Origin of the sequence: Paenibacillus paludis, assembly GCF_042610515.1 — a bacterium.
GTDB lineage: Bacteria > Bacillota > Bacilli > Paenibacillales > Paenibacillaceae > Paenibacillus_AQ.
On sequence record NZ_JBGJZP010000003.1, the window covers coordinates 326,156 to 347,165 of the forward strand.

Annotated in this window: 20 protein-coding genes; 11 read left to right on the plus strand and 9 right to left on the minus strand. The window is 47.7% G+C overall.

From position 1 onward, the window contains the following. The first annotated feature begins 69 nt into the window (after positions 1 to 69). Together ACAN56_RS08065 and ACAN56_RS08070 are read left to right on the plus strand one after the other, a co-directional pair. A complete protein-coding gene (locus ACAN56_RS08065) occupies positions 70 to 429 on the plus strand; it encodes a hypothetical protein (RefSeq protein ID WP_038590982.1) in 360 nt (119 codons plus the stop codon). A gap of 38 nt (positions 430 to 467) precedes the next feature. Then, complete coding sequence (locus ACAN56_RS08070; RefSeq protein WP_379141848.1) at positions 468 to 1,466, plus strand: ketoacyl-ACP synthase III; 999 nt, start codon at positions 468 to 470, stop codon at positions 1,464 to 1,466. 336 nt (positions 1,467 to 1,802) lie between these two features. Here ACAN56_RS08070 and ACAN56_RS08075 read toward each other — a convergent pair whose 3' ends face one another. The 4 genes from ACAN56_RS08075 to ACAN56_RS08090 form a co-directional block, all read right to left on the minus strand. Next, on the minus strand, positions 1,803 to 2,609 hold the full coding sequence (locus ACAN56_RS08075) for an alpha/beta fold hydrolase (protein ID WP_379141850.1): 807 nt from the start codon (positions 2,607 to 2,609) through the stop codon (positions 1,803 to 1,805). 16 nt (positions 2,610 to 2,625) lie between these two features. Beyond that, a complete protein-coding gene (locus tag ACAN56_RS08080) occupies positions 2,626 to 3,171 on the minus strand; it encodes a PadR family transcriptional regulator (protein WP_038590988.1) in 546 nt (181 codons plus the stop codon). A 421-nt stretch (positions 3,172 to 3,592) separates the two neighbouring features. Then, a complete protein-coding gene (locus tag ACAN56_RS08085; RefSeq protein WP_379141853.1) occupies positions 3,593 to 3,784 on the minus strand; it encodes a hypothetical protein in 192 nt (63 codons plus the stop codon). Between the two features lie 177 nt (positions 3,785 to 3,961). After that, entirely contained in the window at positions 3,962 to 4,849 is an 888-nt protein-coding gene (locus ACAN56_RS08090; protein ID WP_379141855.1) for an alpha/beta hydrolase family protein, read from the minus strand. Between the two features lie 238 nt (positions 4,850 to 5,087). Here ACAN56_RS08090 and ACAN56_RS08095 point away from each other — a divergent pair, with 238 nt between their 5' ends. Continuing rightward, on the plus strand, positions 5,088 to 5,936 hold the full coding sequence (locus ACAN56_RS08095; protein WP_379141857.1) for an alpha/beta fold hydrolase: 849 nt from the start codon (positions 5,088 to 5,090) through the stop codon (positions 5,934 to 5,936). A 303-nt stretch (positions 5,937 to 6,239) separates the two neighbouring features. On the opposite strand, the gene ACAN56_RS08100 is transcribed toward ACAN56_RS08095, so the two are convergent. Further along, positions 6,240 to 7,100: an alpha/beta fold hydrolase gene (locus tag ACAN56_RS08100; protein WP_379141859.1), complete on the minus strand. Its 861-nt coding sequence runs from the start codon at positions 7,098 to 7,100 to the stop codon at positions 6,240 to 6,242. An 89-nt stretch (positions 7,101 to 7,189) separates the two neighbouring features. After that, positions 7,190 to 8,158, minus strand: coding sequence for a phosphotransferase enzyme family protein (locus ACAN56_RS08105; protein WP_379142067.1), 969 nt, complete (start codon positions 8,156 to 8,158; stop codon positions 7,190 to 7,192). Positions 8,159 to 8,371: 213 nt separating this feature from the next. Between ACAN56_RS08105 and ACAN56_RS08110 the strand changes: the two genes are divergently transcribed. The 6 genes from ACAN56_RS08110 (at position 8,372) to ACAN56_RS08135 (ending at position 14,622) form a co-directional block, all read left to right on the plus strand. Further along, entirely contained in the window at positions 8,372 to 8,734 is a 363-nt protein-coding gene (locus tag ACAN56_RS08110) for a BlaI/MecI/CopY family transcriptional regulator (protein WP_038591003.1), read from the plus strand. Positions 8,735 to 8,736: 2 nt separating this feature from the next. Beyond that, positions 8,737 to 10,803, plus strand: coding sequence for a M56 family metallopeptidase (locus tag ACAN56_RS08115; RefSeq protein WP_379141862.1), 2,067 nt, complete (start codon positions 8,737 to 8,739; stop codon positions 10,801 to 10,803). Between the two features lie 182 nt (positions 10,804 to 10,985). Next, the gene (locus ACAN56_RS08120; protein ID WP_379141864.1) at positions 10,986 to 11,789 is read left to right on the plus strand and encodes a MerR family transcriptional regulator; all 804 of its coding nucleotides are present in this window, start codon (positions 10,986 to 10,988) and stop codon (positions 11,787 to 11,789) included. Beyond that, positions 11,764 to 12,408 carry a GNAT family N-acetyltransferase gene (locus tag ACAN56_RS08125; protein WP_379141866.1) on the plus strand — a complete coding sequence of 215 codons (645 nt, stop codon included), beginning with the start codon at positions 11,764 to 11,766 and terminating at the stop codon, positions 12,406 to 12,408. Before ACAN56_RS08120 ends, ACAN56_RS08125 begins: the two co-directional genes overlap by 26 nt. A 7-nt stretch (positions 12,409 to 12,415) precedes the next feature. After that, positions 12,416 to 13,432 (plus strand): alpha/beta hydrolase family protein, encoded by a 1,017-nt coding sequence (locus ACAN56_RS08130; protein WP_379141868.1) that lies wholly within the window; start codon positions 12,416 to 12,418, stop codon positions 13,430 to 13,432. A 122-nt stretch (positions 13,433 to 13,554) separates the two neighbouring features. Further along, on the plus strand, positions 13,555 to 14,622 hold the full coding sequence (locus ACAN56_RS08135; protein WP_379141870.1) for a GNAT family N-acetyltransferase: 1,068 nt from the start codon (positions 13,555 to 13,557) through the stop codon (positions 14,620 to 14,622). A 70-nt stretch (positions 14,623 to 14,692) separates the two neighbouring features. Here ACAN56_RS08135 and ACAN56_RS08140 read toward each other — a convergent pair whose 3' ends face one another. Further along, a complete protein-coding gene (locus tag ACAN56_RS08140) occupies positions 14,693 to 15,934 on the minus strand; it encodes an MFS transporter (RefSeq protein ID WP_379141872.1) in 1,242 nt (413 codons plus the stop codon). A gap of 195 nt (positions 15,935 to 16,129) precedes the next feature. On the opposite strand from ACAN56_RS08140, the gene ACAN56_RS08145 reads away from it, so the two are divergent. After that, positions 16,130 to 17,113, plus strand: coding sequence for a diaminopimelate dehydrogenase (locus ACAN56_RS08145; RefSeq protein ID WP_038591021.1), 984 nt, complete (start codon positions 16,130 to 16,132; stop codon positions 17,111 to 17,113). A 144-nt stretch (positions 17,114 to 17,257) separates the two neighbouring features. Here ACAN56_RS08145 and gdhA read toward each other — a convergent pair whose 3' ends face one another. Next, positions 17,258 to 18,631 carry an NADP-specific glutamate dehydrogenase gene (gene gdhA / locus ACAN56_RS08150; RefSeq protein ID WP_256718200.1) on the minus strand — a complete coding sequence of 458 codons (1,374 nt, stop codon included), beginning with the start codon at positions 18,629 to 18,631 and terminating at the stop codon, positions 17,258 to 17,260. A 364-nt stretch (positions 18,632 to 18,995) separates the two neighbouring features. On the opposite strand from gdhA, the gene ACAN56_RS08155 reads away from it, so the two are divergent. Continuing rightward, on the plus strand, positions 18,996 to 19,934 hold the full coding sequence (locus ACAN56_RS08155) for a hypothetical protein (RefSeq protein WP_379141875.1): 939 nt from the start codon (positions 18,996 to 18,998) through the stop codon (positions 19,932 to 19,934). 5 nt (positions 19,935 to 19,939) lie between these two features. On the opposite strand, the gene ACAN56_RS08160 is transcribed toward ACAN56_RS08155, so the two are convergent. Further along, positions 19,940 to 20,992 carry a suppressor of fused domain protein gene (locus ACAN56_RS08160; protein WP_379141877.1) on the minus strand — a complete coding sequence of 351 codons (1,053 nt, stop codon included), beginning with the start codon at positions 20,990 to 20,992 and terminating at the stop codon, positions 19,940 to 19,942. Positions 20,993 to 21,010: the final 18 nt, after the last annotated feature.

The window sequence follows — 21,010 nt, forward strand, 5'->3', positions numbered from 1 at the left end:
TGAACCTATTTCCAATGAATCCCGCAACCGCAAATTGAAAAAAAACAACTAGAGGAGTGTCGTTAAAAAATGATCGCAGAAACTAAAATGTACCCGGAATTCAACACCATCTTCATCAGCTTGCATGGATTTGCCGAATTGGCTGAAACGGTAAAAGAAGTGGAAATATTCGAGGCGTCCATGCCGACTTTGCCGATCCACGAGATGTCTCTGATTATTGACTGCAACGATATGGCGCCCTTCAAGCCGGAGATACTACCGGTTCTGGAACGCTGCTATGTGCTGTATAACGGTTTTAAACATGCGGTTCTGGTGAATCCGAAGAAAGTAGTAGCCAAATCTCAATTACAGAGAGTAGCTCCAAGCGCCGGATTTAAAGGACATTTTGTGGATACGGTGGAAGAGGCTTGGGCAATCGTTAAATCCTAAATCGTATATCCTAAATCTAAAGCAGAGGGTGGTCAACCATGGCTAATGTCAAAATAGTAAGCACCGAAGTGTACCATCCTGCCTATAAGATCAGCAATGAGGAATTGGCTCTGCAGGCCGGATCTTCAGCGGACAAGCTTATCGGCATTTGGGAGTTCTTTGGCCGTAAGGATCGTTATTACGCGGCGGACTATGAAGAGAGCACGCTTTATATGGCTATTGAAGCATCCAAAAAGCTATTGAAGAGCTGTGGGCTCAGCGGAAGCGATTTGGATATGATCGTATTCTCCTCAGGAACACATGATTTCAGCGCTCCGACAGATGCTGCATTTGTGCATCAGGCGCTGGAGGGTAAAGATTCCTGCATTATCTATGACAGCAATGCCAACTGTGTAGGTATGGTTGTCGCTGCTGACCAAGCAGCCCGATCCATGATATCCACTCCCAGAGTGAGATACGCACTCATTGTAGGGTCGGAGCAGATTGCCCGTTTCTACAAAGAAGGGGACCTGGCGTCCAAGGGCCTTTGCGGAGATGCGGCCTGTGCGGTTCTGCTGGAGAGAGTGGAGGATACGGATTCCGGTCTGATAGATTCGGCTTACTACACCAATACGCAGAAGGCGGAGGATATGCAGTTCCCTGCCGGAGGCATGACGCAAATGTACGGAGAACATCTGTCGCTTGAAGAGAAGAAAATTTATCTTCATCCGGAGTATAACGTCAATGTGGCTTTCCCGACAGCGGTATCCAATATTGAGCAGCTGCTTCAGGAACATGGATATACCAAAAGTGATGTGAAGCACTATATCCTTAGTCAGTTAAACTTGAGCGTCATTAAAGATATCGCGGGCAAGCTGGACGAGGAACTCGTTAAATTCCCTTACATTGGGGATATTTATGGCTACACAGGCACAAGCAGTCCGTTTATCACCCTTCACCATGCGATTAAGGACGGGACGCTGGTACCCGGCGACTTGTTCTTTATGTGGTCGGTAGGCGCGGGTATTACGAGTTGTGCTACCCTGTGGAGACTCTAGCATCACTACTACAGTAATGGAACGCGATAGAAAAACAACGAAAGCCTGCGCTTTGCCGCAGGCTTTTTTGTGTGTTTTCGCCGGGCGAGCCATCTATATAGATTGAACATGAGAATTACATGTAGGGAAAAGTGGCGGAGGGGAATTTTGGAACTGGAGGAGCGATAGCGTCCGCCTGAAAGCTTTCCGCAGGAAAGCTCTCTTCGGAAGCGTGGGCAAGGTTTGGATTTCTACCGCGATTCGCGGTTAAATTCAGGAAATCCAAACCTAACAGCGGCCGGAAGTCCAAATATTCTCTGTAGTCACGGCCAACCCCAAAATAGAAGAATTATAAGTTCAATTAATATAGTCTTTATTTAAGAATTCAATAATCAACTCTATAAATTCAGCAGGCTGCTCAAGATGTGGATAATGGCCGCATTGACGCAGCTGAACTAGTTCTGAAGCTGGAATATTCTTATGTACGTATCTGCAGATCTGCTTGTTGAAGGGTAAATCCAGACCGGCTTCCATAACAAGTGTTGGATGACTGATTTCATTTAAGCGACTGTAGGCCGGAGGCATTAAAGGACGATGCAAATTAGGCTTGCCTTGATAAAAGACTTCATTACTGACATAAAGCTCTTTGAATTGAGCCCGAAGCGTCTGATCTTGTGGAACGAGGTAGTGCCAGAAGCTGTTCTTCATAAAATGCTCCGCAGCCTTGTTAATTCCAACCCGGCGGACTCTCAGGAAATCCTTCATGCCTTCCCAGGACAGCCGCAAGGGATACTTGGCACCGTTAACAGAAGGAGCAACAAGGATTAGCTTGCTGACACGATCCGGATAGGCCAGAGCGAAGTCAATCGCAGCACTTCCTCCAAAGGAAGAGGCAACAACACTGGCACGGGTAATCCCAAGATGATCCAGAACGGATTTCAAGTCCTGATAATAGGAGAAGGGAGTGGTGATAGCGTCGCTTTGTCCATATCCTCTCTGATCATACCGGATCACCTGATAAGCTTGAGCCAGTCTTTCCACATGGAGATCCCACACCTTGAGGTTGGAGTAGCCGCCATGCAGCAGCACAAGCGGTTCACCTGTTCCTTGTACATCGATGTTAAAGTTTACACCCTGGATGTTATGCAGTTCACTCTGATTCACTTTTTTCACTCCCTCGTTAACGCTGTTGATTTAACCATTCAATTGATTCTTTGCACCACTGCAGTCTAGCTTCGGTTGACAGGATCCCATAGTTCAAGGTTAACATCCACATCGGTAAATCTTCCGGCGATTGCTTCTGTGTTATTAATGCACGCTGTTGTTCACGGTAAACCTCCATGGCATTTGTGAGCTCACCCAGCTCATGTTCGAACAAACCTCTAATGACTTCTCTATCCTGAGGGGTTGCAAAAAAAACCTTAAGCAGCAATTCATCCCGGTAGTTAAGGGCGCCGATGGGGGCGGACAGCCATTCCCGGAAATGATCCATGCCTTCAGGCGTAATCTGATACTTCTTCTGCCCGCGTGTTTGATTGGGTGTGCTGGCTTCCACAGCATATCCTTGAGCAACAAGCTCCTTCAAAGCAGGATAAATCTGCCCGTAACTTTCACTCCAGAAATGATGAAGCGAGCCGCTGAAATGCTTCTTGATGTCATATCCGGAATAGACTCCTTTCGTTAAAACACCCAGAACTGCGAACATTGTATTTCCTGATTTGGCCATAACCCTCGCTCCTGACTATAATGTATCTTTTAGATATGTAACTATTAGATATATCATACAGCGTTGATCTTATAATTTCAACCCTTACAAGCCATCTCATCGGCACAAAAAAACAGAGCAGCGGAGGTTGTGCCTGCCGTGCTCTGTTGTGCTATTTATGAATTTAGCTTCTAACACCCCATCCTGAATGGAGGCGCTGGTGCTGCCGCCCGATTGTTCCGCGAGCAGCCGGACAATGGACAAACCCAGTCCTGTAGTTGCGCCTCTTGTTCAAATATACTCTGTATATCAATAGCAGTAGCATCGTTCACTGGATTTCTGAAGACGATAGCCGCTTGTTGACCGGCAAGTATCTGTACTTCCACAGCTCCGTCCGAGTGGGTGACACGCGGTGTGCGCAGATCATGCGAGAGATTCGCAATCAGCTCTTTGAATCTTTTTTCTTCCAGAATGCTGTCCAGACGCAGGTAACAAGTGAAGACTTCTTCAGTACATAGGAAGACAGGATGCAAATGCTCAGCCGCGCAGCATATACCGTCAACAGGGTCAGCATGACCGCAATCAGCTTCAGCAGGGACTCAGCATCAAAGGGGATGCCGGATTTGTTATCCAATATTTGCAAAAACACCGAAGCGGCATAAGGTCTATGCTCGAAATCTCCGCAGATGAAGCTGCCTGCAAGGAATGAGCCTAGAAGGGTCAGAATGAACAGATCGGATACCTCATGATCTTTAATAATCAGAATAGTCCCTACAGCCCTGAGTTCCTTTCTTGGTATGAATAGAATGTTTTATAGATGCTCGTGTACTTCTTTAAATAACTGATCAATTTCCTTACATACATTACACATGATTTCTGCTGTGGGCAAATGTTTCCCCTTGATAATCATCTCCTTGATATCGCAGCCTCCTAAGACTGTCTGGGCTTTTGGGAAGACCTTGTGGGGAGGGAAAAAAATATCATCTGCTGCACAAATTATTAGTAATGGCGAAGAGTAACCATTCAGTTCTTTTCGTTTGAACTCTCTCGGAGCACGCATTTCCATCTTGTAGCAGGTCAAGAGCAGATTAAAGAATTGGTACCATAGCACATCCTTTTCCGTCAGCATCGGATCGAAGATCTTTACCAGCCGCTCTTTCGAAGGACGAAGCATATACGTCATCATAGGAATCATCATTTTTGTAAAGAGGGGCAGGAGTGAACCATGAGCAATACCGGAAGGAGCGAGCAGCACGGCTTTGGTTATTTTACCAGGATCAACTTTGGCCAGTGATAACATCATAGCCGAGCTGTATGAACTGACTACGAACATCATACTGTTAAATCTTAGGGCTTCCAGCAGCTCACTGATCCACCAACCGTAATCATCTTTCGAGGGGGATAGGTTTCGATAAGGGGTGCTTTTTCCGGGCATGCCAATTACATCCGGTGCATAAAGGCAATAGTTATCAAGCAGTGGCAAAAAAAGCTTTAGATTCAACGGGTTAATACCGTTTCCACCGTGCAGGGTAAATAAAGGCGGCTTTAACTTATCTCCAACGATAAGCAAATGTGTGCTTCCATAACTGGTGTTAATGATCTGCTCTTCGTACATCACATCTAGAGCAGCAAGTGCTTTATCGTAAAAATCATGCATTTTGGCTTCACTTTCTTTGTTCTTATAGATGTACTTTACCATCACTTTCCCCCCTGTGATCAATCTACATCTTCATTCATTTCATCTTAATCCGGAAAGTTCTCAGCTTCCATAATATTAAACACTTAAATTCTCCCATCTGTAAACAACAGGAGAATGATATAATCGTTTGGAAAAGGGGTGAGCAGAGTGCTGGAACGCTCAATGGAAAATATCATGGGTTCAGGAAGGGAAAGGAGGGATGCGCAAAAAAAACAAATGAAATGAGGATGATTATGAGATGAACAGAGGACAAGTGATAAGCAATGACGGTGTTAAACTGAATTATGTTGTACAAGGAACCGGGCCAAAGATATTGGTTATAGGCAGCAGCGTCTATTATCCGCAACTCTTCTCGGCAGAGTTATTTGCACAATTTCAGTTTATATTCCTTGATCATAGAGGTTTTGCCAGTCCGTCTGCAGCCTTGAAGCCGGAGCAGTACCGGCTGGACCGGGTGTTGGATGACCTCGAGCTCGCAAGGCAGCAGCTTGGCCTGAGTGATGTGGTCATAATGGGGCATTCGGGGCATGCTTTTATGGCGCTGGCGTATGCCAGGAAATATCCGGAGCAGGTTCATAAAGTAATTCTGCTGAATTCAGCCCCAAGCAATAGCCGGGAAAGGCAAAGTCAGAGCACTGCATTTTTCAATGAGACTGCAAGTCTGGAGAGAAAGACAGGATTCGAACAGGACATGGCTCTGCTAGAAGGCGACATCAGGCTAGACCCGGAACGCCGCTTCGTTCACATGTGTATTCGAATGGGTGCACAGAGCTTCTACGACTATTCCTTTGATGCAGCCTATATGTGGGAACAGGTACAAACAAATATGCCGGTTATGGATTATTTGTGGGGTGAGGTATTTGCCGGGATGAATCTGCTGCAGATGCTGAAGGATGTCAGCATGCCGGTTTTTATCGGGCTGGGAAGATATGATTATCTGGTTGGGCCTGTTTCCTTATGGGAGGCTATCGACGAGACATATCCCCATGTGAAGAAGGTAATCTTCGAGCACAGCGGACATAATCCGATGTTTGAACAACCGGAGCTGTTTAATCAAATATTAATAGAGTGGATGACACAGGAGTAAGCTTTGTTTAGATACGCTATATGAGTTGAACTAAAGAACTACCAAGAGGCTAAAGCAACGGAGGGGAATTTTGGAACTGTAGGAGCGATAGCGACCGCCTTTGTCTCCGGATTTCAACCGCAAATGGCGGTATAAATCAAGAAATCTGGGGACAACAGCGGCCGAAAGTCCAAATATTCACCGCAGTTGCGTTCTATGCCGGCTCGGTAAAACTAAAGTTTAACTTATATAATCGTTTGAAAAAAGGATCAGAGAAGATCGCCGACGGCGAACTTTCCTGATCCTCTTTACGATTCCGGTTGCTTAAAGTTGACCTAAAAATCCATCCATATAGGCATAAAACTCTTCCTTGTTGCTGAGATGCACATTATGGTCGGAATGGGACATTTCATAGGCATGACCATTCGCTAGCAGGGACTGCATTTTGTTATAATCCTCGTCTGGTACGCCCTCACTGTTCTTAGCTCTAATCAGTAAAACGGGACACTTGATCTCCGGCAGCAGGTGATACCAATCTGCATTGTAATGAATGTTGGCAGCCATCGCCTGGGGACTGAACATCATCTGGTATCCATCGACGGTTTCGATCAGACTGTTCATGAAATATTGATAGCTAAGCTCCGATTCCATGGCCTGCCGGATATAGTCCATCGCTTCGTTTAGGCTGGAGAAGGGCAGCGGCCAATCCTTGGTTACAGGCTCAACACATGGTAGCTGATCCAATGGCAGCAGGCTTGACGTGGCAGGCCCGGCTGGGGATTTATCCAATATCGCTAAGGCTTGTATGTAATTTGGGTACATGGCTGTCAGATATCCGGCTACCCTCCCGCCCATAGAATGGCCTACCAGAATGATCGAATCGATTTTCAGATGATCCAATAGTTCAACAATGTCCCCGGCCATTTCTTCACCCGTATACTTGGATACAGGTTTGCTGCTTAGTCCGTGACCTCTTTGATCAGGGGCGATAATTCTGTATTGTTTGCCGTAATGCCGCATGAAATCAACCCACGTTTCTGCTCTGCCCCATCTGCCGTGGAGACAAAGAATGACCGGACCTTCCGTACGTGTATCCAGATAAAACATTTCCAGACTGTTCAGCTTAGCCAGGTTTCTGTAGATTTTTGGATGCTCCAGCTTTTCCTCTAAGATTGAATCCCGCATAATTAACCTCCAAGCGAATCTAATGTATTTGGATGAATTATACCATATGAACTAAATAAAGGGAACATATGTTTCTTTTTTTTATGCGATTACTCCCAGTAGGGTGTGCATGTGAACAGAAATTGTTCTTTGTTAACATAATGCTTAAACTCTCTGGAGGCCAGTCTTTGAATATGCTCCGGCAGCCAATCCTTGGCATCAGGCAGCCCTATCCAGAAATTCATGGTTTCAAGCTGTGCGGCTACAAAAAAAACCTCCAACAGCTCAATGTGATTAGGCGGCAGCATAAAATGACCGGAGTAGGATTTCAATAATTGTTCCCTGAATGCCGGGTGAATATAGGAGAAGGTCCACCCCAGATCAAACAGGAAATACCCGAATCCACAGGCACCAAAATCAATAGGGCGGCATTCTTGGTTATAAAAAATAAAATTGCTGGGGATCAGGTCAGCATGAATGATTCCCCAATAATTTGGTGTGGTATCGAGGGTATTCATCCTATTCATCACAAGTTGGCCTGCTACTGTAAGCAGCTCTGCATTTTCTCTTTCGATTATCCCTGCCTTACCCCAATGGTGAAGCTTATCAAGCGCTTGCCCGATCCGCTTTCCATCATAGACCGGTCTTGTGAATTGTTCAGGTACAGTCCATGAGAAAGCCCGCTGATGCAACTTTCCTATCATTTCACCTATCCGTCCGGCGTCTTCCACGGTAGTAATGAATTGTTGTTGTTCCCCTTCCAGCCATTCAATAAGTGTACACTTCACTCCGTCTACATCCGTCACCAATTCGCCATGATGATTCCGGCAGGGTGCTGGTGCAGTTAAGTCTGTCCCCGCCGACAGGGCCTCTAACCATATCATTTCCGAGCGGAGCGTTTCCGGTGAGGTCCAATCACTGTCCATGGTTTCACTTTTTGCTGCATGAATTCGCAGGCTATAACCGTTGTTGCGGGTATCCACAATTTTAAAAACCTGGCTTGCACTTTGTCCGACAAAATGAATAGACGCTACTTCTATGCGATACTGCTGTAAAGCTGCTTCTGCCAATGCGAGCATAGTGTTCAAAAGCTTCCCTCCAATAAAAGGTATTATAATTCCTTATTTTAACAGGATTCTTTGCTTCTTTTCCGGGAATTAACGCTTATAAATAAACTGTCCCAAATATAGCGTGTGTTAAAAAGTGGAACTTCTGGTAGACAAAACGGTCTACAAGTTGTAAACTGTGACTATATTAGTCTACAACTTGTAGACCCAAAGGAGTTCTGCAGAATGGATAAAATCAGACTGACGGAGATGGAAACTAAATTTGCGGACCTCATCTGGAGCCATGAGCCAGTCCCGTCGGGCGACCTTGTGAAGCTATGCGAATCTGAACTGAACTGGAAAAAATCGACGACCTATACGATGCTGAAACGTCTGGAGAGCAAAGGGGTTTTTAAAAACAAAGAGGGTATGGTGGCAGCGCTCATCTCCAAAGATGATTTCTATGCCCAGCAGAGCAAGCAGTTTGTAGAGGAGACCTTTCAGGGATCGTTGCCGAAGTTTCTGGCCGCATTCACAAGAAGCCGTAAACTGAGCGACACAGAGATTGACGAGTTTCTAAAAGTGATTCAGGATCATAAGGAGGAATAGCGGTGGAATCGCTGTTTTTGCAACTTTTGAGTATGAGCCTTACCGGCAGCTATGTCATCGTGTTTGTGATTGTGGCCCGGCTGCTGCTTAGAAAAGTTCCCAAGGTTTTCTCTTATGCCCTGTGGTCAGTGGTGTTGTTCCGGCTCGTATGCCCGTTCTCCTTCGAAAGTGTATTCAGCCTGATTCCTGCCAAAGCGCAGGAGATCCCGCTTCAGCGGATCGCCACACAGCCGCCCCAGATTCCAAGCGGATTAGCCGGAGGCGGGCAAGCATTAAATAACCTGCTGGCTGAACCTGCAACTGCCGCTGCATCTGTGGTGGATACAAGTACTGCTGCCGATACGAATATCTGGCTGCTTGTGGGCCAATATGTATGGCTGTTTGGAATTGTGGTGCTGCTCCTCTACAGCATTAGGGCAACGGTCCGGTTAGTTCGGAGCTTGAAACCTGCACAGCAGATCAGCGGAAATATCTACGAGATGAAGGGACTCGCAACCCCATTTGTGTTCGGGGCAATCAGGCCCAAGATTTATCTTCCGGCAGAGCTTGGAGAACATGAGCGGGGGTATATTCTGAAACATGAACAGGTGCATATCAAAAGACTTGACCATCTGATCAAACCTTTAGCATTTGCTGTATTATGCATACATTGGTTTAATCCGCTGGTCTGGATAGCTTTTGTTCTGATGAGCGAGGATATGGAGCTGTCTTGCGATGAAAGTGTCATCCGGCAGTTGGGCAGCGGCATCAAAAAGGATTATTCCACTTCACTTTTAACACTTTCGGCGGGCAGACGGTTCATAGGCGGTTCACCGCTTGCCTTTGGTGAGAATAACACGAAAGGACGCATTCTCAATATCCTGAACTACAGGAAACCCGCGTTCTGGGTAGTTAGCCTTGTTATTATTGTCATTGCTGCTGTCAGTGTGGGTCTTATGAGTAATCCGAGACAAACCACATTAACTGAACGGGATTATGCCGAGCAGTTCATTAAAGAGGAAATTGCGGGTTTTGCCAGCAATGAGGCAAATAAGTTCAAAATTGTGGACAGCAGCATCACGAAGTTTGAAAAGCTGGCAGAGTTTGATAATCTGATGCCTGCTTCTTTGCAAATCTGGCACCTGGAGTATCGCCTGAAGCCTGATGATCCGGCTAAAGTAAGTGGGGCATTTGATCTGAAAGACGGAATGCTTATCGAAGAGGGCAGCATGGGCGATCCGATAATGGTTTTTTCCTATGAACAGGATACTCCGAATTATTTGGGCTCATTCCGGAGCGCAGAATATGATTTAAGTACAATTGCCGGCCAGGAGACCGCACTTCGTGTATTCCTTGAAGGCAAACAGCTATTATCTCATGAGACCTATAGCGGGAAGCATATTCTGGTCAAATTTCCACTGACCCTGGGGGAGACCAGCCAGCTGCTGTTATCACAGCCCGCGCAAGCAGGGGATAAAGGAATTTGGGCCGTTGAACGCTGGAAGGATACCCGTGGCAATGAGTACTACCATACTCCGCAAAGTGATCTCCCGCCCGCAGAATATTATGACCGTTTGCAGGCACAAGCTGATCAGGGGGAGGAGGCCTGGCTTCTTGATCCTCAGCAGGTGGCCATTCGGTATATCAAAACTTTTATCGGGCCAAGGGTTGCCAAGGATAAGCTTGAGGTGGATTATAATGCAACAGCAGCAGACTTTGCCGTCACTCCGGAAAGCACTACTTTAGGATATGTTCTGAACTTCAGCTTGGACAGTGAATCCTTTGATTTTGACAATGTTGAGTGGCTGACACTTGAGGATTCTGCGCGGTTTAAGGATTTGAACATTACGGAGGAAAACTTGCCGGGCGGATTCTATATTCTTAACAAATATACAATTACAGACCCCATGAAAGTAACCGGTGAAACGAAGTACAGCATCCTTGACCAGGAGAACTGGGGCTCTTATAAAGACGTAACCAAGCAGGAATTTATTGAATTTCTCAATCAATACTCTGACAATTCGCCCTTATGCAAAGTTACTTACAAGGATGATTTTGTTACCGGCATTTCTGAGGTGTATCTGCCATAATCTAAACCTTTGAATATTAGATTCAAAAACAGGCCGTCTTCCAGTTTTGGGAGGGGGTCTGTTTGCTGTTGAATGTGCGTTATGCGCAGAGTTGGGTGATTTCTTTGCATGTTTCGGTTGACCTTAGGTCAGACCTAAGGTTTATAGTAGAGATATCCAAAAGAGACAAAGGAGCCCCGCATATGAGAGATACCCTTACGATTAGCCAATTATCACAATTAATGAACGTTTCCGTTCATCAGCTGCGTTATTTTGAAGAAAAGGGCGTGCTATACCCGGCATTTACGGAAGACAATCAATACCGGATGTATGGGATCGATGAGATTTATCAGCTATCCCATGTTTTGCTGCTGCGCAAACTGAATATTCCGGTTAGTCAGATCGAGCAATGTCTCACTTCATACTCCGGCAGTCAGTACAAGCAGGTTTTTGAACAGTCGCTGACCAAAGTTCAGGAAGAAATCCACAGATTGGTTAAGCTGGAACAATTCATTCATAAGGTATTGAGTGAACAGGCGGAAATGGAGGGACGTGATCAGGAAGTTGTGATGGTTTCTTTGGGTCCCCGGTATTTGAGACACTGGCTATCTCTTGATGAGCATCAAGTGCTTACTGCAGGAACATTGTATGAACACCGACCCGCTCCTTCGGATTTGTATGAACAGGATCTGCATTACTTAACAGGTGGCGGAGTGATCAGTATATGTTATGAGACCATGGAACCTGCCGATTACGTGCTTGAAGAAGGTGACTATCTGCTGAAGAACTTTTCTGTGCATCGAGAGGAAGAGATCGAACAAGAGGTTTTGCAGCTGGAACTATATATACAAGAACATGGGTATACACGCCAAGGTCAAATTGTGGTGATTGAAAAGTCCTATTTGTCCATGTTCAGCAACGAGCAGCTGCATTATCAAATCCAAGCCAAAGTGGGCTTATCGGAAAGGGAGACTGAAAACTATGCATCCACCCCAGTTTCAGATTGAGCCTTTTCATGAGGATGATCATGAGCAGGTGTGCGAGCTGCTGGTTGACTCTTTCCGGAGCAAATTTCAAGCCCTTGTTCATTTGAGCGATCGAGAGATGACTGAATTATTAATGAAGCTTTGGACCTTTGACTGCAGAGATGCATCTGTTAAACAATTTGTTGCCCGAAAAGACGGGAAGATCGCCGGTGTGCTCTGTTTAAAATGGAAGCCTTCAGAACCCCGGAATAATCCGCAGAGTCAGGTGAATTTAGTCCAGTTGATCAGACAATATGGCCCCGCAAAGGTTCTGAAGCTGGTGACAGGACTGGGTGCGCTGAGCTATGCTCCGCATGAAACCGAATGCTACATTGAACATCTAGCTGTCAGTTCCAGGGAGCGGAATCAGGGGGCCGGACAACAGCTGTTGAATTATGCCAAGAATATGGCTGTACAATCCCGGTGCAAAGTGCTTTCACTGCATGTTTCATGCAGCAATTCCCAAGCGGTCCAGCTTTATCGCAAGCTGTCATTCGGCATCAGGAGGACCCGTTACAATGTGCTCAGGCATCTAATCTTCCGGGAACCAGCCTGGCATCTGATGACCTGGGAATCGAGTGTAATAACATGCAGGGAGTGAACATCACGTGAAGAAAGCGATGAAAATGACATTATGGATCATGGGCAGCCTGATCGCTGCCGCTGTTCTGTTTATACTCTATCAGAATGACTATGAAATGACTGAAAAGAGCGTGCGGATTGAAACGCCGCAAGGCATCTTAACGGGAACTTTGGTGCTGCCGGAGGAGTACTCCGGAAAGGTCGGGCTTGTTGTTTTTGTCCATGGAGACGGCCCGGTTAATGCCGATCATGAAGAAGGATACAGGCCTTTATGGGAGGTGTTGGCAACTAACGGATATGCTTCCTTGTCTCTGAACAAGCCTGGAATCGGGGGTGCTCCGGGCAATTGGCTGGATCAGAGTATGGAGGACCGGGCACAGGAGATTCAATATGCAATAGAATGGGCACAAACGTTGTCAATGATTGATGCCGATAACATCGGTTTATGGGGGGCCAGTCAAGCCGGATGGGTCATACCCAAGGTAGTGAGAGAAAACCGCCATATTGCTTTCAGCATTCTCGTCTCACCGGCTATAAACTGGATCACTCAAGGTCAATTCAATACTAAGGAGGAAATGAAGCAGGCCGGCATAAGCGCTCAGGAAATCATTCAAAAAGAAAAATACAATCAGCAAGTGTTGAACCTGCTTAAGGCAGGGGCTTCTTACAAGGAGTATTTGAGCATAGCCGATCCTGAACATCTCATCACGGAAGAGAGATGGACCTTTATCAGCAAAAACGTCCAGTCTGACGCTACTGCAGAATTAACCTATTTTAATTCACCGGTACTGCTTGTTCTGGGAGGCAAGGATATCAACGTGGATGTGGAAGAAACAGAGCAAGTTTACCGGAAAGAGATTTCAGCCGGACTGCTGACAGTAGTCAAAATCCCGGAAGCCGACCACTCCATGATGAATAAACCGCTTGCGGATTCACAGCTGCTGACCGTGATGACGGCTCTTTTTGCACCCGGGAAATTGACCAATACCGAGTATTTAAACTCGATCTCCGGGTTTGTCACTCAGCAGAAAGCAGACAGATAGCCTACACCGGGGGCTGGATTTATTGGTTATAACCAAACAATCCCTTGTAAAATATGGATGGGGGTCTGAAAATGAATGTTATGTAATCATTGCAGTTGACAGCAGATCTGGAGGATTAACCTATGATTGTTTTGAACAAAGAAGAATATAGTAAGGTAAGGCATCTTGTGGAAAGTCAGAACGAGTTGTCCGTATTTTCGGTGCTGAACGGAGAAATGCCGGGCGAGGTAAAAGTGAATTCAGCGGAACATCCGGATGCTGTACTTATTGCGACGAGTGAGACTATTTTGCTTGCCGGCAATGCAGGCGACACCGATTTTAATAAAGAAATTACTGAAGAGCTGGATTTTTGGGATAACGTAACCCCCGATTCGGGCGAGTGGCGAGACAAGATCCCAGCCATTCACCCCAATAGATTCATTAGAGAGTATACAAGGTATAAATACAGTCTCAGCAGCAGGGAGTTCATACAACCGGAGTTGTTGCTTCCTGAAGGTTATGTCATGGAGCCCGTTAACCTGAAAGACCTGAAGCAGCAAAATTACGGCAATGCAGACCGGATCTTGGAGTGGGCCCAAGCCTGGGGAAGTGAAGAACGGTTTGAGGAAGGTGGCTGCGGCTGCTACATCCGTAAGGAGAATCAAATTGTTAGCTGGTCCTTAAGTGACTGCTCCGCAGGAAACGCCATCGCAGTGGGAATTCATACAGATGCGCCGTTTCGAAAGCTGGGATTGGCCAAGAAGGTTGTTGCCGGTGTCGTCCAGCTTTGTTTTGACAAAGGGTATAGCAGGGTTGAATGGTTGTGCGTCTCATCCAATGCCGGCTCCCGGGCCATCGCGGAGGGACTTGGATTTAAGAAGGAGAACGAATACGCCTCCTTTTCCTCCTACCCGCCAATTGAGAACCAGAGAGACTTAAGTGAAGAGGGCTGGTATGATTGGGGGACTTATCTGGAGAGGGCATCCAAGGAGGAGCCTAAGCTGGCTATGGATTGTCTGTATTGTTATATCAAAGCTAATGAAGTTGAAAAGACAATAACCTTCATTCGGGAACTCTCTGAGAGTGGAATGGAAATTACCTCACAGCGGTTGGCCGACGATATTTCCTGGTTTCAAAAAGAGGGATTATGTTCAGCGTTCAACAGTCCGCAGTGGGCCGAGTTTACTGCGGGAATGCTGCTGAAAAAGTAATTATAACTGCATAGGTAAACCCAAAGAAGCCGGGCTGAACACGGCTTCTTTGGGTTGTTCTTTTACTTGATTAGGACGCCGAGCCTGCCTGCTTGCTGACTCGTTTGCGGTATAGATGCAGCAGAGCATAGGAGAGGACAAAGGCGGCGGTAACCAGCCACAGCGGAATCCGCGGGTCCAGCTTGTAAGCCCATCCGCCGATAATGCCCGCAGGCGAGGTGAAGAGAAGAATCAGCACGGACAGCATGGAAAAGACCTTGGCGCGTTTATCATCGTCGATGGCATTCTGGACAGCGGTTTCCAGATAAGGCGAACTGATCATTAGCCCCACTGCCGACAGGATGGTACTAAGGCCGATCCAGAGCAGGCTGGATGACGGGTAAAGCACAAGCATGACGCTTGATAAAGCGGACAACGCGAACCCCGCCATCATGGAGCGGTTCGCCCCCTGCTCCGGAATTTTAGGCATAATCAGCCAGAGCGTCAGCAGCATAATGACGGAGGACACAGCCGGAAAGAGCGACAGAATGCCGTTGTCCAGCCGCAAATAGTCTGCCAGATAAAGAGACAGATATGTCGTCTTCAATGTGGCCTGGAAGTTGAACAGGATGTACACGGCGAAGATTAGCAACAGATTACTGTCAGCCCACAGCTCGCGGAAAGCGCCGCTGTACTCGATCAGGCTCTGCTTTAGCCCAAGCTCGCGCGTCTCCTGTCTTTTTTGGATCCCGGCTGCGGTTTCGCGGGTGGTCAGATGCCGGCCGACAAACTGGAACGTCATCAGGACAAAAGCGAGAACGTACATAATCCTTACGCCTTGCACCATTCCGTACTGGGCGACGAGCAGACCGCCGAGCGGTGCGAACAGACCGCCGATGACACTGATGATCTGCAGCAGTGTGAACACGTAGGTACGGTCGGCTGGCCGGGTATCTTCAACAATCAGGCAGTAGAAAGCAACATGCGGCACACGCTGAAAACCGTTGATGAAGGCAGCGGCCACAAAAAACCACAGGTTCTGCGAGAACGCCCACAACAGTGTCGCCAAGCTCCAGCTAAGCAGGTCAAAATATAAAATCGCCCGCTTGCGGCCCAGCCGGTCAGTTAAATAGCCGCTGATAAAGGAAGACAAAACTTGAACGATAAGTCCAATTGTTGTGATCCAGCCGATATTCATCTCCGTAACGCCAAGCTCGTACATATACAAGGTTGCGTAGGTAGAGAACATGCTGAACGGGATCAGGAAAAAAGGCTCGAATGCGAGACAGCCCCGGCTGTTCCCCTGCAGACGGGCGAATAACGGTCGTGCCATGATGGTTCCTCCGGATTGGTATAATTATTGGATTCAAGCTTTAATCGTATATGAATTTGCGGAAAAATAAAAGAAGGAAGTATATGTATTATCCGATCCTATTTCCTGAAAAATGTTTACATTTCATGTGATGTATATATACTTGTAATTAAAGTTATTAAATTACCCGGAATTATCCGGCAGGGGAGGATCATCATGAGCAGCAACATTAGAGTAGGTATTGTAGGATACGGCAATCTGGGAAGAGGGGTACAGCAGGCGATTCAACAAAATCCGGATATGGAGCTGGTCGCCATCTTTACACGCCGGGATCCCGGCCCGTTGGCGGAGGAAACAGGTGTCCTGACAGAACGCCTTTCCGATGTTGAACAGTACATAGGCCGAATTGATGTAATGATTTTATGCGGAGGATCGGCGACGGATCTGCCGGATCAGACGCCGCAGCTGGTGAAGCTGTTTAATACGGTGGATAGCTTTGATACCCATGCTAAGATTCCAGATTTCTATGAAAAGGTAAACGCCGCTGCACAAGAGGGCGGAAAAGTCGGTGTGATTTCCACTGGTTGGGACCCTGGACTCTTCTCCATGAACCGCCTGTTAATGCAGGCCGTGCTGCCGGAAGGACAGGATTATACCTTCTGGGGTACCGGAGTCAGCCAGGGGCATTCCGATGCGATCCGCCGTGTGCCGGGCGTCAAGGCAGGAGTCCAGTACACTGTACCGGTGCAGGCAGTAATTGAACGTATTCGCTCCGGAGAGACGCCACAGCTGTCCACCCGCGAGAAGCACCGCCGCGACTGCTTCGTCGTAGCGCAAGAGGGGGCAGATCAGGAAGCCGTACGGCGTACCATTACAGATATGCCCGATTATTTTGCCGACTATGACACGACGGTGACGTTTATTACAGAAGAAGAGCTTGCCGCAGAACATTCCGGCATGCCGCATGGCGGATTTGTTATCCGCAGCGCAGTCACGGGCAACGGCAGCAAACAAATTGCTGAATTCGGTCTGAAGCTCGACAGCAATCCCGAGTTTACGGCCAGCGTACTTATTGCTTATGCCAGAGCCGCCTACCGGCTGAGCAATGAAGGGGCTGTTGGGGCGAAGACGGTATTCGATATTCCGCTGGGCTATCTTTCCCCGAAAGCTGCGGAAGTCCTGCGCCGCGAATTGCTGTAACTGCAGCACAGACAGATCAGGCGCGATGCACTCATAGACAAGCTGAAAGTATCATCACAAAAAGACGTGCCGGATTGCGGCACGTCTTTTTGTTAACTGTTTTTAAGAATGCTCCTTAAGCAGAAGCAGGGCAGACTGTCAGTCTTAGACGACCCCTTGGGCCAGCATAGTGTCGGCTACCTTCAGGAAGCCGGCGATGTTGGCACCGGCCACTAAGTTGCCGGGCACTTCGTATTCATCTGCTGCCCGGACAGCGCTGCGGTAGATGTTCTTCATAATCTGCCGCAGCCGTTCATCCACCTCTTCAAAGGCCCAGGACAGCCGCATCCCGTTCTGGCTCATTTCCAGACCTGATACGGCTACACCGCCGGCATTGGCTGCCTTGGCCGGTGCGAACAGGATTCCATGCTCCAGAAAGTAATCAATGGCCGGCAGTGTAGAGGGCATGTTGGCGCCTTCTCCGACAGCCTTCACCCCACCTGCTACAAGCGTCCGCGCTGCCTCTTCATCCAGCTCGTTCTGAGTGGCGCAAGGCAAGGCAATCTGGCAAGGGATGGTCCAGATGGCTGTGCTGCCTTCCGTATATACCGCATGGGGATGCTCTTTGACATATTCGCTGATCCGCAGCCGGTCTTGCTCTTTTAATCGCTTGACAGTATCGACATTGATGCCTTTCGGATCATAGATGTACCCGGCGGAATCGCTGCAGGCGACAACGAGTGCACCAAGCTGCTGTGCTTTTTCCATGGCATAAATCGAAACGTTGCCTGAACCGGAAACGACGACGGATTGCCCATGGAAGTCTAGTCCTTGCGCAGCCAGCATTTCCTGCACGAAATAAACGAGACCGTAGCCTGTAGCTTCTTTTCTCGCCAGGCTTCCGCCGTATAACAAACCTTTGCCGGTAAGCACACCTGCTTCATGGCCCCCGCGGATCCGTTTATATTGCCCGAACATATAGCCGATCTCACGCGCGCCTACACCAATATCACCGGCGGGGATATCCGTATCCGGGCCGATATGGCGGTACAGCTCAGTCATGAAGCTCTGGGCAAAGGCCATGATTTCCCGGTCTGACTTGCCCTTGGGATCGAAATCGGCACCGCCTTTGCCTCCCCCGATCGGCAGGCCGGTCAGAGCATTTTTGAATATCTGTTCGAAGCCCAGAAATTTGACAATGCCCGAATAGACGGATGGATGGAAACGAATGCCGCCTTTATAAGGTCCGATAGCACTGTTGAACTGGATCCGGTAGCCGCGGTTGACGCGGATCTGACCGGAGTCATCGCTCCAGGGAACACGGAAGGAAATGCTGCGTTCCGGCTCAACCAGCCGTTCCAGAATGGCATGCTCCATGTAATGGGGGTGGCGGGCCAGCACGGGTACTAGGCTATCCAGAATTTCTTTGACAGCCTGATGGAACTCGCGTTCCTGAGGATCGCGGCGTTTGACCTCTTCATAGATACGCCGTACATAACTTTCGGCCGAAGCTGAGGCTTCCGGTGTAAGGGTAGACACTTGATGAACACTCCTTGTCTGTATAGTGGATATGGTTAAACCCATCATTTACTAAGAATTTAAAAGAATTTTACTAAAACCTGACATCCTTTTGCCAATCAATTCTTTTTTGATGGCCTATCAATAATTTCTATGAAACTAACAAAAGGTGTTATATTTATGCAATGGATAGCTTTTATTCTGCGCCCGCCGCAGTATAAATATACGTGTGATCCGGCAGGGAGAAGACGATTACAGCGGGGGGAATGCGGGTAAAAGTGTAGTGATTATGCACTGCGATCCACCTATGCCGTAGAGCCAAAGGGCCAAGTGTAATTCTATTGAAGGCTGTTTGAGAGAAAAAGAAATACAGGGAGGTTATTCGATGAATCAATGGATCACTTTCAATTCAAAATGGGGAAAAGCCCTGCTCCTGGCTGCTGTAATCGCGGTTGGCAGCGGGGTGAGCGGAGTCGGGGTGTCGGACGTTTCTGCTGCGTCTCCCTCCGTATCTAAAGCGGTTTATAAGCAGTTTCAAAAATATGTGAATAAGCCCTCCAGCCTGATTCAAGCGCGTAAATATTTGATCAATCACATTGCTGAGGCGGGGGTGTGGGATGCCTCCTTGATGACTCTGCAGCTGGAGAATGCCCAACAGGCCGAATATTCGCTAATCTCAGAGAAGATATACCCGGATAATGTCCAGAACGCTATCCAGGCGGCCGACATTAAAAAAGGGCTGACGTACACGGGGTTGCTTAGTGTGATTAAGGATGAGAAAATTCGCAGGGTGCTGATAGAGTCGCGGGATAAAGGCTATAAAATCGAAGCGAGTGAAGGGATGTACTATCCGGTTATCTATTATGAGGGGTTTAAAGTATTTAAGCCTTATATCAACAAAGATATTGCAGCTTACATTGATATCATGGCCGCAGAAAGCAATCATCCAGCCACCTATGATGCAGGGATTACCATCCCCTGGGAGGAATTGATATCCAGGGCGGCAATAATGGCGGATTTCGCAGATAACTACCCAGGTTCAAATAGAATCGCTGTGATCCGGCAGGAGCTGGGTTACGCAGTATACAGAGTGTTTTATGGAGCCGAAAATACACCTGCTTATGATTTTGAGAGTAATACACTCTATCCTGAAGTTAGAAAAGCCTATGATGACGTTCTGCTGGACGGAACGGGAAACAACAAAGTGCTGGTCATCCTGGAACAGCTGCTGCCCATGCTGGATGCCACGGGCAACAAGCTTACTCCTGAAATTGAAGCCTTTCTCAAAACAGCATTAAAGGCTCTTAGCGCTTCAACTCTTTAAAGGGCTTATCCGATACTTTCGACGATATTTCCTTCACTGTCTTTGATATGGGTAGGTACGATACTCACAATGAGTTCCGGCCAAGCTGGAACCGCGAAAGTTCCGGCTAACGGGGTAAGCAGCTGGGCAATTGCTGTCGCCGCAGCAGGATCAAGCTTAATTGTGACTGAATCCTCCTGTTCCTGTACTTCTCTGGCCTCACCCGGCTCGAAGACGATCCGGGTCTCCGGGCCGGATAAGGTCAAGTTACGCTTTTTCAAGATTCTTCCCCGCAGCAATTTACCAACAACCTCAGCCTGCTTTGCGCCGATGGTCAATGTCTTGGAGATGCCCCCGGCAGGTGAAGGATTCCAGGACAACTGATCAACATAGAGAATTCCGGTATTTGAACCCTCCGTCTCACTGCCAATCCGAACGGCTTCAGAAACTACAGGGAGGCTCAGCAGCGAATCTCTCAGCAGATTAGTTGTGTAGAGCGGTATATGCTGAGAGATTGCCGAAAGAACGCCAAGCGTATTCCAGACCTGCATAGCCCGCAGCTCTTCTTGCGTAATACCGATCATTTGCAGAAACTCCACCCGCCCGTTAGGGGTCTCGATCTCCGGTAGCTGAGGATCGGCAATGAAGGAGAGGGCAGTCAGAAGCGTATCTGCTCCCTGACAAATAGGTCCATTCGCGTCCATGTAATCACCGGACCGGAAGATATTGCCGCTGCCAAACACATATCTCCCCATATTCTGAAGGAGATTCAATGCCCAGGCCGGGGGCTCATCTTCGTTGTCTGGTTTGGACAACCGGAAGGTCAATTCAAATCCATAACCGCTGTAATCAGGATCACTGCTCTCTTTATCGTAAAGCTCTGAGAACCCGTAGGTAACAAAATGCCAATGGGCTACAGGCTCTTTCACTTCATACACACTGATGCCATTCAGAGGATCAGGGCCTCCCAGCATATACGGAATTATAGTTCCATAGTGTTTGGGCTCTTGGTCTCCATAGATGTTCTGTAAAGCCGCGTCTATAGCGTCCCAACCCGAGGCGTTTTCTACTTCACTCATTTTCTGCAAACCTCCTTG

What these genes read in the sequence shown, in the direction of transcription:
- ACAN56_RS08095 (WP_379141857.1), top strand. Translation starts at nt 5,088, where the DNA reads ATGAACAGAGGACAAGTGATAAGCAATGACGGTGTTAAACTGAATTAT.
- ACAN56_RS08120 (WP_379141864.1), top strand. Translation starts at nt 10,986, where the DNA reads ATGAGAGATACCCTTACGATTAGCCAATTATCACAATTAATGAACGTT.
- ACAN56_RS08080 (WP_038590988.1), bottom strand. Translation starts at nt 3,171, where the DNA reads ATGGCCAAATCAGGAAATACAATGTTCGCAGTTCTGGGTGTTTTAACG.
- ACAN56_RS08100 (WP_379141859.1), bottom strand. Translation starts at nt 7,100, where the DNA reads ATGCGGGATTCAATCTTAGAGGAAAAGCTGGAGCATCCAAAAATCTAC.
- ACAN56_RS08140 (WP_379141872.1), bottom strand. Translation starts at nt 15,934, where the DNA reads ATGGCACGACCGTTATTCGCCCGTCTGCAGGGGAACAGCCGGGGCTGT.
- ACAN56_RS08090 (WP_379141855.1), bottom strand. Translation starts at nt 4,849, where the DNA reads ATGGTAAAGTACATCTATAAGAACAAAGAAAGTGAAGCCAAAATGCAT.
- ACAN56_RS08125 (WP_379141866.1), top strand. Translation starts at nt 11,764, where the DNA reads ATGCATCCACCCCAGTTTCAGATTGAGCCTTTTCATGAGGATGATCAT.
- ACAN56_RS08105 (WP_379142067.1), bottom strand. Translation starts at nt 8,158, where the DNA reads ATGCTCGCATTGGCAGAAGCAGCTTTACAGCAGTATCGCATAGAAGTA.
- ACAN56_RS08135 (WP_379141870.1), top strand. Translation starts at nt 13,555, where the DNA reads ATGATTGTTTTGAACAAAGAAGAATATAGTAAGGTAAGGCATCTTGTG.
- ACAN56_RS08155 (WP_379141875.1), top strand. Translation starts at nt 18,996, where the DNA reads ATGAATCAATGGATCACTTTCAATTCAAAATGGGGAAAAGCCCTGCTC.
- ACAN56_RS08070 (WP_379141848.1), top strand. Translation starts at nt 468, where the DNA reads ATGGCTAATGTCAAAATAGTAAGCACCGAAGTGTACCATCCTGCCTAT.
- ACAN56_RS08160 (WP_379141877.1), bottom strand. Translation starts at nt 20,992, where the DNA reads ATGAGTGAAGTAGAAAACGCCTCGGGTTGGGACGCTATAGACGCGGCT.
- ACAN56_RS08145 (WP_038591021.1), top strand. Translation starts at nt 16,130, where the DNA reads ATGAGCAGCAACATTAGAGTAGGTATTGTAGGATACGGCAATCTGGGA.
- ACAN56_RS08110 (WP_038591003.1), top strand. Translation starts at nt 8,372, where the DNA reads ATGGATAAAATCAGACTGACGGAGATGGAAACTAAATTTGCGGACCTC.
- ACAN56_RS08065 (WP_038590982.1), top strand. Translation starts at nt 70, where the DNA reads ATGATCGCAGAAACTAAAATGTACCCGGAATTCAACACCATCTTCATC.